Origin of the sequence: Paraburkholderia sp. (genome assembly GCF_049581445.1) — a bacterium.
Taxonomy (GTDB): Bacteria; Pseudomonadota; Gammaproteobacteria; order Burkholderiales; family Burkholderiaceae; genus Paraburkholderia.
Genome location: NZ_JBAURZ010000091.1, coordinates 1 through 10,375, shown reverse-complemented (window position 1 = coordinate 10,375; position 10,375 = coordinate 1). Strand labels below are relative to the sequence as shown.

The following is a 10,375-nucleotide window of genomic DNA, read 5'->3' as shown; positions in this document are numbered from 1 at the left end:
GTTCAACCGTGCGTTCGGCGCGCGGCACCAGCGGGCGCGCCACCAGCGAGGTATCCGCGGGCAACGGCAGGGCCAGCCAGGGCAACACGCTGACGCCGACGCCCGCCTCCACCAGCCCAAAGACCGTCGCCGAATGCCCAAGCTCTTGCACCACGGTCGCGCTTACGCCGTGCTCGAGCATGACCGCATCGATGATCGGGCGGCTACCCGATGCGTAGTCGAGCATCACGAGTTGCTGCCCTTCGAGCTCAGTCCATGCCACGTGCGACCGGTCCGCCAGCGGATGGTCGTCGCGCGATACCAGGCAAAACGAGTCCGTCATCAACGATTCGCTCAGCAGATCGTCCGCCGCGAACGGGCCAATGATCACGCCGAAATCCACCTCGCCCGACTTCACCTTGCGGATCACGTCGCTCTGCACGTCATCACGCAGGCCCAGCGTAATGAACGGAAACTGCTGACCGCAGGCGGCCACCACCTGCGGCATCAACCGGCAGGCCACCGTGGGGCTTGCCGCGACAACGACCCGGCCGCGCCGCTGCTCACCGATCTCGCGGATCTCACGCAATGCGTCGTCGAGATCGGTCAAGAGACGAGAGACGCTGGACACCAGATTGCCGCCCACATCCGTCAACTGCACCTCGCGCGTGGTCCGGTCGATCAGCTTCAGGCCAATTTCCGCCTCTAGCTCACGCACGCACCGGCTGACCGCCGATTGCGTGAGTCCAATCTCGTCGCCCGCACGGCTGAAGCTTTGCAAACGCGCGACCTCAATGAAAACCCTTAGCTGACGCAACGTTACATTCATCCGAAAACCTCATCAATGGCGGCATTTCATGAACATTCTATTGTTTCTTTTCATGTATCGCACCCAGAGTGTTGTTTCGCTGCGATGCAGCAATAAGGCGCAGACGCACGCTGCGCGGGCCTGATTGCACAAGATTGGTGATTGTCCCGATTTGCGAGATGGGTTTTTTGGATTCTTATACGCCCCTGACTAACGCCCGCGCTGGCCCGCTAACACGGGGCTTCGAGGTAGTTTTTTAATAGATGGCACGCTTCGTGCATTTGGTTGCGCACTGGGTCGGCGTCATGGATCTGACAGATTGGCAGAACATGACAAGCCCGACCCCGCCTGGCACTCGCGGATGAGTGCATGGAGAGTGCGCGGCGCGGGGCAGCGCACCGGAGTTAGCTTCGCTGAGGTGAGACATGATGCTGTTCGACGATTTGAGAGACAACGAGTGGGCGCTGGTCGAGGCGTTATTCTGTGCGGAGCCAGCACGGAGTGAACGACGCGGCCGGCCACGCGTGGAAGCGCGCGCGGTTGTCAATGCGGTTCTGTGGGTACTCTCGACGGGTGAAGGCTGGTCCAAGCTTCCCGGCCGCTACCCCTCGCCGCCGACTTGCCGCCGCCGTTTCGACGAGTGGCAAGCCGATGGTACGCTCGCCGAAATAGTTAAGCGACTCGGCACGAGCGGGCGCGAAATTTCGCTGCGCGGCCGAATCGGCGCGACCGCGGCCAAACCGCCGGCACCGCCTAGCCGCGACCGCCTGCGTGGCGCATTCTGGACCAATCCGGAATCGTGGCGCGCTCCGGTCAAGATGGCCTGAAGAACCTGTTTGCTTTGCCGTTGGGCGCCGTCAGGCGTCCAACGCGCATCTGGAGCCCCGTCTTGGGGCTCGGGCCACGCCGTCGCGAGATGGCCGCTCAGCCACCACCGTCTACCGTCTCCATCAATCGGACGCAGGCGCTCGCAGTTGCCTTCCGGCAACTTGCCGACGCTCATTCTCCGTGCCCGATGAAGCGTGGTGAAACATCCATTTACTATTACTTACAGCGCGCTTTCGCTCCTGAGCATACCGTATGACTATGCACACAAGCCTGATCCAACAGGTTTGAACGGAGCTCAGCATGAAACCAATGTCACTGCTTCTGTGCGGCATTGTCGTTTCATCACTCGCCGCACCTGCTTTCGCACAGCAAAAGCCACAAGGATGGAACTGGCGGCCGGAACGGCCCGCCACGATGGAAGCCTGGCAACAGGACGAGCGCCCGCGTGAATTTACGCCGCCGGCCCCGCGTGGCGACCTGCGCGGCGATATAGCGAGCAATGTGCGCACACGGCCGGAGCCGTCGCGCGATGAGGGGCCACGCCGCCGTTGAGGCCGAGCCGCTGACGTCAGGCAATTGGCTTATGTCACAAAAGGCCGCATGACTTCGCGCCGCAACGTTACGTTCAAGAGACGACGCGCCTTTGCCTGTCAGCAAAACAGACATGCAGATGGACTCAACTTCGCGGGAACCCCGGGCGGTTGAACCAGTCTCACCCATGCCATTAGCACAGCGTGGCAGAAGTAATTCCGGTAAGCCCGTATCCTTGTGATACGGGCTTTTTTTGCACAAATGGCCGTGTTTCCGCGCAACGTGCGTGAGGCGCACGCGCGGCAACGCGCTGGCGCGCATGGCGCCTGACGTTGACCACCGGGTAGAGGCGGCTAGGGGCGCACTTCCAGATCAGCCGTGCGGGTCTCCGCAGCGACGTAATCATTCATCCTGTGCGCGGACCAGTTTCGCGAGCGCTCGTCACGTTCGAGCCGGGTGAATTCAGCCCGGCCGCGATCGGTAAGCACGGCGATATCGACGGGCGCGTGAAACCCTGGAGCGGGAGCGACCGTGCGTTGCCTGACAGTCTCCATCAAGCCCAGCGCGCGCAGATATTCGAAAACGCCGGGACGTCTGGCCCACGGGACCTGGCGATATTGCGCCCGCCTTAGCGCTTCGAGAACTACTTCGTTGGAATACGTGGTCATCTCACTTCTTTCTTAAAGTGCAGCCATGACACATCTTCGTGCAGCACATCACCGCGCCACCAGTGACGCGCGTAGCACCCACTCTTGACGAAAAACCCGATCGCAATCTGCGATGTCTCCGTTTTTCGCCAGGCGCTGCCTGTCATTCCTTGATTCAGAGCCCCCGTAACGAACCCGTGATAGCGTTCGCCTCACGTGCTTGCGATGCAACCCGAGCGGTGCGATAGCAGCAGCGTGAATACCCTAAAAACCATACGTTACCCCATTTAAATTGATTCTATTCACTTTATTGGCGCTTTTTTTTGCAGCAATTCTGCTAACGCCCAAGGCCCGCATTGCGCTCGCGGTGACAGGTGTCATCTTTTTCTGGTTACTGGCGGCTGGCTGGCTCACTGCCCCGCTGCTCGACTGGGCCCAAAAGGGGCCGCCTTCCACGGATCCCCTGACTTACGGTGCGCGCACGATGATCGTCATGCTCGGCAGCGGCACCGATTACGACGACAACCACAAGCTAGTGCCACGGTTCGACGCACTTGCCCGGATCGCCACGAGCGCCGCTACTTATGCCGCTTGCAAACGCAGCGACTCGAACTGCCAGGTCATCATTAGCGGAGGCAATCCGCAAAAGCACGAGGCGTCGGAGGCGGACACTTACCTGCCCTATCTTCTGGAGAAACAGGTGCCGCGCAGCGACGTCATCCTCGAAAACCGCAGCCTGACGACCTACGAAAACGCCCGCAATGTAGCGGCCGTCTTGCACGATACCCACTACGACACGTTGATCCTCGTCACGTCGGCGTATCAGATGCCGCGTGCTTTGCTCGACTTCCATCGCTTCGGACTAACACCTGAGTTGCTCATCTCGAACCGTCGAACAGCGCACCGGGGCTGGCTGCCGCGCCTCGACAATCTGGTCAACGCCGACCTTGCGCTACATGAGTTGATTGGCATTGCACAGTTTTATGTCTACTGTACGATTGGCTGGTTCTAGATGAGCCTTGACGATTCATTAGGGATGCATAGCAATTGTGTGCTATCGCTTCAAAAGCATGAACTCACGATTGGCGAAAAGGCGATCGGTAGCGGCCGACGCGTTCTGACGTCACACTTACGTACGCTTTGCCGGCATACCTTTTTTGCGGCCGTTGTCCGGTAATCGTTACGCTCAAATAGCCCTGCGTCTGACAGTGCCACGCCTAGACAAGCCTACACAGGCGTAACCAAATGTAACTATTTGTCAATTCTGTTACAAAGGGTCTATTGGAGCGGATATTGCTGGCTAGAATGCAATGTCCTTATGATCGGACGGGCAGTCCTCAGCCACAACCACTCTACGGAGGTAAAGATGAAGAAAGTGTCCCTGGCGATCCTCGTTTCTCTCACGGCACTCACCGGCGCCGCATACGCACAGGACAATGGCGTCACGATGAGCACCGATCCGGCCAAGGCAGCCGACGTCGAGCAGCGTGCGCAAGACTTGCAAGCCAAGCAGGAAGCCATGGAAAGCAAATCGTCCATGCCTGCCATGCACCACAAGGCAATGCCGCACCACAAAAAAATGGCCAAGCCGGAAGCCGCGAGCCAATAATCGCGCTTGAACGACTGGCCGCGCCTCTCGCAGTTGCGCTGAACGATAAAAAGCCGAAGCCGGCCTTGCCGGCCTCGGCTTTTTTTGTTGTCAGTGACGTCCCGACGGTATGCTAAAGTCGCGCACCGAACTACCCCAACCCGTGCGCACCCTGGTGCGGAGGACAGAATGAGCAACATCCAGCTGGACATCGAATGGACCGAAGCAGCATCGCGCAAAATCGAGAAGCTGATGCCGCGTGGCGGTCAGGAAGCCTTTCTTGCGTTGCCGCCGGTCGAGTGCCTGCCCATGGAAGGCGACGTGCTGTTTCTCGGCCCGGACGGCAAGCAACAACCGTTTATCGTCGCAGAACGTCAATATCACCATGACGGCGATGCAGACTGGACCATCATCCTCATTCTCGACGTCCCCCAATCGACGCATTGAGGGTTGTGTGCGATGTTTCGGGCCGCCTCGGCCCACGCAACGCCTGCGCCTCGCTCAGGCGATCTTCGACACCACCCGGATTTCCGAGTGCTCGACCCAATCCGCGACTGCTGCGATGTAGGCCGCGATATGAGCGGACTTCGCATGGGCGGCGAGCGCTTCCTCGCTTTCCCAACGCTCCACAAATACAAAGCGGCTCGGCTCGCGCAGATCGCGATGCAGATCGTACTGCAGCGCGCCGTCTTCCTTGCGGCCAGGTCCGACAATACCCTCGAGCGCCTCGCGCAGATTCTCTTCGAAACCGGGTTTTGCCACCGAGATTGCGACCACTGCGGTTTCCGCCATGCAGCGCTCCGGTGAGAAAAGCAGCAGCCTATCCGCCGCCCGCCAAATCTGCTGGTGCGCGGCCAGAGACCACGCCCAGCGCGGCCTTCCAGGGGGCGAAAGTGCGCTTTCGGACTCACTGAAAACCTGGAGTTTGGCGTGCATATGCCGGGCGAGCGTGCTAGCGTAGTTGCATGCACGGATGGCTTCGTTTGTGTGTGATTACCCGTACATTCATGCAAAGTTTGACCTGCTAGACTGCTTTTCGACCAATCTGTCGGGGGCCAGCATGGCTGGTATTGATCTCCGCATCTCCGGGCGTCGCGCGCACTGCCATGCCATCGCTGCGGCCCCATGCCTACCGGGCGCCCGTCCCGGTTTTTCACCGTTCAGCCTGTCTGACAGCGCGCCATCATGCCCTCCGTCGAAGAACTGACACTCAGCGGCCTGCTGCCCCATCTGGTACGCGACGAGAGCGGCTGGACCGCCACGTGGCGGGCGCTCACGCTGCACAGCGTATTTCAGCCGGTGCTGTCGATCACCCATCAGCGCATTGTCGGCTACGAAGCGCTGTTGCGCGCCTTCGATCCGGTTGGCCTGCCAGTGTCGCCTGACGTGCTGTTTTCCGGCACGCGTTCGGCGAATGAAGCGCGCGAGCTCGACCGGATTGCGCGTTGCCTGCACGTGGCCAACTTCATGGAACAGAACGTGTCGGTTGGCTGGCTGTTCCTCAATACGCGCCCCCAGGTGTTCGAAACCGGCTGGCCACAGCGGGCCTTCATCGATGAATTGTCTGCGCACTTCGGGCTGGCGCAGGAGCGCATCGTGATCGAGGTGCTCGAACAGCCGGCGGACGACGAATCCGCCGTCGCCAGTATGCTGACGGCATCGCAGCCACGCGACTTCCTGATCGCGATTGACGACTTCGGCACGGGCTTTTCGAACTTCGATCGCGTGTGGCGCTTTCGTCCCGACATCGTCAAGCTCGACCGCTCGCTGGTGGCGCGCGCCGGCAAGCGCCAAGGCGACGAATCGTTGATCGGCCATCTGATCGCCATGCTGCATCAGTCCGGCACCCTGGTGCTGGCCGAAGGCGTCGAAACCGACGATGAACTGATGATCTTGATGCAGGCGGACGTCGACTTCGTGCAGGGTTTCTGGCTCGGCCAGCCGAAGGGCTCGGTGCAGGCCGCCTGCGCCAAGGTGCCGGCGCTGATCGAATCCATGTGGCGCAAGTTCGCGGATTACGAGCGCAAACATGCCCGTCATCAGCGGCTGGGTTTCGAGGGATTTGCCGAAGCCGTGCTGGCCTCAGCGCGTAACTTCGCGGCCGGTGGCGATCTCGCGCAAGCGGCGCAGGAGGTCTTTCATATTCCCGAGGCACGCCGGGTGTTTATCACGGACGTGCAAGGCGAACAGAAGCACCCTTCCGTGTGCGCGCCGTCCGTTGCGCCGCCCCCGGAACGCCTCGCTCCGCTGCTTGCCACTACGCGCAGCAACTGGTCGCGCCGCGCGTATTTCAAGCACGCGCTGGCTGCCCCTGGGCGGGTCGCGATGATGGGCCCGCACTATTCGCTGATTGACGGCGAAGACTGCTACACCGCCGCAGTCACCCTCGAGCGCGAGGGCGAAACGGCGATTCTCTGCGTAGATTTCATTCCGGGCGCATCCAGTACCGTCAGGCGTTGACCTGGGCCCGTTGCTCGCGCAACTTCACTTGCGGTTGTTCCGATTGCGCCTTCCCAGTCGCTCAGTCGTCCACGCGGCCGCGGCCAGATTTGATCTCGCTGCGTTTCGCCTTGCCGTCCAGCCGGCGTCGCACCGATGCGCGCGTTGGCCGCGTCGCAACGCGTGGCGTGCGGGTGACGCTCACGCTTTGAATCAGTTCGTCGAGGCGAGCGACTGCCGCTGCGCGGTTCATCTCCTGAGTGCGATGTTCCTGTGATTTGATGATCACTACGCCGTCCCGCGTGAGACGCCGGTCCGACAGCGCCAGCAGGCGCATCTTCAGCACGTCAGGCAAGGACGATGCGCGGACGTCGAATCGCAAATGAATTGCGCTCGAAACCTTGTTGACGTTCTGCCCGCCCGCCCCTTGCGCGCGCACTGCGGTCAGTTCGATTTCTTCGGGCGGGATCGGATAGCGGGAAGTCATAAGATGCGCAAGAAGCAATGAAACGCAAGTGTACACACGCGAGTTCCGGGCGTGTTTGCCGGGCAACGGGCTACCCGCGATACCGACGGGCCAACGACTTGCCCGCCCAGGTGGTTTTCGATGCGCACCCTGCGGTCAATGGATCTAAAGTGACGCGCCCTCTTCGATCGTCGGACTGGGCTAGCCCGCAAAACAGGTTGCCTGCCACTGACACCTCGCGGATACTGCCATCTTTCGCTTACAACGTAAATTAACATGAAACTGCGTCCTGCTTTCGTGCTGGAACTTGCGGTGAATCTCGTGCTGCCATGGCTCGCTTATAAGCTCGCTGCGCCTCGCTGGGGCGAGACGGGTGGGCTGATTGCTTCGGCCGTGCCACCGGTGCTCTGGAGCATCGTGGAACTGGCGCGCTTCAGACGCGTCGATGCGCTCAGCCTGATTGTGCTGATCGGCATTGCGCTGTCGATCGGCGCGATGGCGCTGGGCGGCAGTCCGCGCATGTTGCTGCTGCGCGAATCGTTGGTATCCGGCGCGGTCGGCGTGGCTTTTCTGCTCTCACTGCCAATGCGCCGGCCGCTCATTTTCTATCTCGCGCGAGCCACGGTTGCGCGCGAAGTAGCCGGCGGCGCCGAACGCATAGACACCCTGTGGCGTGAAAGCCCGACTTTTGCCGTTTCAATGCGCGCCATGACCGGGGTTTGGGGCGTTGGCCTCACCTGCGAAACCGCCCTGCGTTCGTGGATGGCCTGGACCTGGCCCGTCGAACGCTTCCTCGTCGTCTCGCCGTTCACCGGTTACGGTATCTACGGCGCGTTGCTGCTATGGACGCTGTGGTACCGCAAGACATTGCAACGTCGCGCCACCCAGGGCGGACAACCGGACGGTATCGCGGGCTGACCAGCTAGTCTGTTCAATTTGGTTTGAGCTTCGCTCCTCACGTGAACCATACGTCGCTCCTCGCGCGAACAAGCAGAACGCGCCCAACGCTCGGCGAGGAGTAACGCCTTGCCACAGACAAGCGCCTTGACACTCGCTTCACAAATCAGCTTGACTGAACGCGCGCCAGCGCGAGGGCCATCACACGCACCCGGCGTTGCTTCGCCCGCCATACGAACAAGCGCCCTGGCAGCAGACCCAACAGCGCAGCTCAGAGCCGTGCAAAAAGACTGAAAGTAGCATAGCAAAACCAACGTCACTATAGAACCTGGCCAAACGAACGAGGTCAGATGGCGCATAAAATCAGTTAGACTCAACACCGCTTTGGGGCTGTTCCTGCAATCCAATTTTTGTCGTGGTACGAAAACCAGGCAGTCGATGCGCTATTCGGTTGAGATCAAAAAATTCCTGTATAGCCAGTACTTTTATGGCGGACTGCGCATCGCAGTGGGCGTCTCATTACCGCCCATTCTTTGCCTGCTGCTGTTCAACCAACGTGACCTCGGCTTCACGATTGCGACCGGCGCACTGGGCGCATGCGTAGTCGACATGCCCGGGCCGCTGAAGTACAAGCACAACGAAATGTTGGCGTGCAGCGTGATCGGCTTTCTGTCGGCGCTCGCCACCGGGCTTGCCACGGTTAACTCGGTTGCACTCTGGTGCACCGTCGTGCCGCTCACCTTCGTGTTGTCGTTGATCGTCGTGTACGGCAACCGCTGGCCGCAAATCAGTTTCGCCACGCTCTTCATGATGATCATGACGCTTGAAGAGCACTTCACGCCCATTCAGGCGCTCGTCAATGCATCATGGATCCTCGCCGGCGGTCTCTGGTACACGTACTGGTCCACCTTGGTCAGCAGCTGGCAGATGCATCGCATCGAACAGCAGGCGCTCGCCGAGAGTGTTTTCGCTTGCGCTGACTATCTGCTCGCGCGCTCAGACTTTTACGACCTCGATAACGACCTCGACGAGTGCTATCGCAATCTGGTCGCCAAGCAGATCGCCGCAGTCGAGCGCCAGGACGCGGCCCGCGATATTGTGCTGCGCAACCTGCCCAAGCTTAAGACTGGCAAGCTCGAACCACGCCGCGCGATGCTGTTCAACCTGTTCATCAACACGGTTGACCTGCATGAACTATTCGTGGGCGCCCATACCGACTACCCCATGATTCGCAACACGTTCGGCGGCTCGGACATGCTGACGTTCTATCGCGACCTGATCCGCAAGGCGGCAGCCGATCTTGAAGAGATCGGCCTCGCGGTGCTGCAAAACCATTCGGCGCGCAGCCGCGTCAACGTGAAAGCCGAGTTGCGCGCCATCGAATTTGAAATCGAGCTGATGCGCAAGCAGGATCTGCCCACGAGGAATCCAGAGGCTTACTCGGCAGTATCCGCGACGTTCCGGCGTCTGTGGAGCGCGACGCGCCTGATCGACAAGATGCGCAAGAGCCTGTCGAGCGAAACGCGCACCACCGAAACCGAACTGCGTCTCGATCAGGCCTTGTCGCGTTTCGTGTCGAGCCGGCGCGTGCCGTTCGGACAGATCTTTTCGAACCTCACCATGGCGTCGCCGAGCTTTCGCCATGCATTGCGCGTCACCATTGCGGTGGCGGTCGGTTTCTGGCTGGGGCGGCTGCTCCCGCTCACCAATGCCTACTGGATCGTGATGACCACCGTCATCATCCTGAAGCCCGGTTATTCGCTTACCAAACAGCGCAACGGGCAGCGGATTATCGGGACGCTGATTGGCTGCGCAGCCAGCATTGCGTTGATGGTGTTCGTCAAGCAGCCTGCTGTGCTGCTCGTCGTGATGTTCGCCTCGATGGTAATGAGCTACAGCCTGCTGCTGTTCAACTACACCGCGAGCGTGGTATTCACCTCGTCCTACGTGCTGCTGATGTTCCACCTGCTCGCACCGGGCAGCATGCGGATCATCGGCGAACGCGCCATCGACACGCTGGTCGGCTGCGCGATCGCCATTGCCGCGAGCCACCTGTTCCCCTACTGGGAATACCGGCTGATGGGCAAGCTGGTGAACAACATGATCGCGGCGACGCGGCAGTATCTCGAAGCGAGCTGGTGGTGGGGCGGCAAACCGGAGCCTATCGCCACGGCGGTCATAACTGAGGCCGG

11 protein-coding genes and 1 pseudogene are annotated in these 10,375 nt (G+C 60.6%); 8 read left to right on the top strand and 4 right to left on the bottom strand.

Annotation, left to right across the window (positions count from 1 at the left end):
- On the bottom strand, positions 1 to 808 hold an 808-nt coding region (locus WCA85_RS08155; protein WP_424062734.1), incomplete at its 3' end, for a LysR substrate-binding domain-containing protein.
- 407 nt (positions 809 to 1,215) lie between these two features.
- Here WCA85_RS08155 and WCA85_RS08150 point away from each other — a divergent pair.
- Positions 1,216 to 1,611, top strand: a pseudogene (locus tag WCA85_RS08150) (transposase); the annotation flags it as partial.
- Between the two features lie 304 nt (positions 1,612 to 1,915).
- Positions 1,916 to 2,167, top strand: coding sequence for a hypothetical protein (locus tag WCA85_RS08145; protein ID WP_424062732.1), 252 nt, complete (start codon positions 1,916 to 1,918; stop codon positions 2,165 to 2,167).
- 332 nt (positions 2,168 to 2,499) lie between these two features.
- Here the strand turns inward: WCA85_RS08145 and WCA85_RS08140 are convergent, their stop codons facing one another.
- Complete coding sequence (locus WCA85_RS08140; RefSeq protein WP_424062730.1) at positions 2,500 to 2,814, bottom strand: hypothetical protein; 315 nt, start codon at positions 2,812 to 2,814, stop codon at positions 2,500 to 2,502.
- Positions 2,815 to 3,127: 313 nt separating this feature from the next.
- On the opposite strand from WCA85_RS08140, the gene WCA85_RS08135 reads away from it, so the two are divergent.
- The 3 genes from WCA85_RS08135 to WCA85_RS08125 all read left to right on the top strand — a co-directional run bounded on the left by WCA85_RS08135 (position 3,128) and on the right by WCA85_RS08125 (position 4,828).
- Positions 3,128 to 3,805: a YdcF family protein gene (locus WCA85_RS08135; protein ID WP_424062736.1), complete on the top strand. Its 678-nt coding sequence runs from the start codon at positions 3,128 to 3,130 to the stop codon at positions 3,803 to 3,805.
- Positions 3,806 to 4,159: 354 nt separating this feature from the next.
- Positions 4,160 to 4,402: a hypothetical protein gene (locus WCA85_RS08130; protein WP_424062728.1), complete on the top strand. Its 243-nt coding sequence runs from the start codon at positions 4,160 to 4,162 to the stop codon at positions 4,400 to 4,402.
- Positions 4,403 to 4,570: 168 nt separating this feature from the next.
- Positions 4,571 to 4,828, top strand: coding sequence for a DNA-binding protein (locus WCA85_RS08125; protein ID WP_117333940.1), 258 nt, complete (start codon positions 4,571 to 4,573; stop codon positions 4,826 to 4,828).
- A 54-nt stretch (positions 4,829 to 4,882) separates the two neighbouring features.
- On the opposite strand, the gene WCA85_RS08120 is transcribed toward WCA85_RS08125, so the two are convergent.
- On the bottom strand, positions 4,883 to 5,173 hold the full coding sequence (locus WCA85_RS08120) for a putative quinol monooxygenase (RefSeq protein ID WP_424062726.1): 291 nt from the start codon (positions 5,171 to 5,173) through the stop codon (positions 4,883 to 4,885).
- Positions 5,174 to 5,566: 393 nt separating this feature from the next.
- Here WCA85_RS08120 and WCA85_RS08115 point away from each other — a divergent pair, with 393 nt between their 5' ends.
- Positions 5,567 to 6,841, top strand: coding sequence for a sensor domain-containing phosphodiesterase (locus WCA85_RS08115; protein WP_424062724.1), 1,275 nt, complete (start codon positions 5,567 to 5,569; stop codon positions 6,839 to 6,841).
- A gap of 61 nt (positions 6,842 to 6,902) precedes the next feature.
- Here the strand turns inward: WCA85_RS08115 and arfB are convergent, their stop codons facing one another.
- Positions 6,903 to 7,307, bottom strand: a complete 405-nt coding sequence (gene arfB / locus WCA85_RS08110) for an alternative ribosome rescue aminoacyl-tRNA hydrolase ArfB (protein WP_424062722.1) — start codon at positions 7,305 to 7,307, stop codon at positions 6,903 to 6,905.
- A gap of 255 nt (positions 7,308 to 7,562) precedes the next feature.
- Here arfB and WCA85_RS08105 point away from each other — a divergent pair, with 255 nt between their 5' ends.
- Complete coding sequence (locus WCA85_RS08105; RefSeq protein ID WP_424062720.1) at positions 7,563 to 8,204, top strand: VC0807 family protein; 642 nt, start codon at positions 7,563 to 7,565, stop codon at positions 8,202 to 8,204.
- A 417-nt stretch (positions 8,205 to 8,621) separates the two neighbouring features.
- The coding region (locus WCA85_RS08100; RefSeq protein ID WP_424062718.1) for an FUSC family protein at positions 8,622 to 10,375 on the top strand (1,754 nt) is incomplete at its 3' end.

Coding starts and splice junctions, on each gene's coding strand:
- WCA85_RS08125 (WP_117333940.1), top strand. CDS start 4,571: ATGAGCAACATCCAGCTGGACATCGAATGGACCGAAGCAGCATCGCGC.
- WCA85_RS08140 (WP_424062730.1), bottom strand. CDS start 2,814: ATGACCACGTATTCCAACGAAGTAGTTCTCGAAGCGCTAAGGCGGGCG.
- WCA85_RS08105 (WP_424062720.1), top strand. CDS start 7,563: ATGAAACTGCGTCCTGCTTTCGTGCTGGAACTTGCGGTGAATCTCGTG.
- WCA85_RS08145 (WP_424062732.1), top strand. CDS start 1,916: ATGAAACCAATGTCACTGCTTCTGTGCGGCATTGTCGTTTCATCACTC.
- WCA85_RS08120 (WP_424062726.1), bottom strand. CDS start 5,173: ATGGCGGAAACCGCAGTGGTCGCAATCTCGGTGGCAAAACCCGGTTTC.
- WCA85_RS08115 (WP_424062724.1), top strand. CDS start 5,567: ATGCCCTCCGTCGAAGAACTGACACTCAGCGGCCTGCTGCCCCATCTG.
- arfB (WP_424062722.1), bottom strand. CDS start 7,307: ATGACTTCCCGCTATCCGATCCCGCCCGAAGAAATCGAACTGACCGCA.
- WCA85_RS08130 (WP_424062728.1), top strand. CDS start 4,160: ATGAAGAAAGTGTCCCTGGCGATCCTCGTTTCTCTCACGGCACTCACC.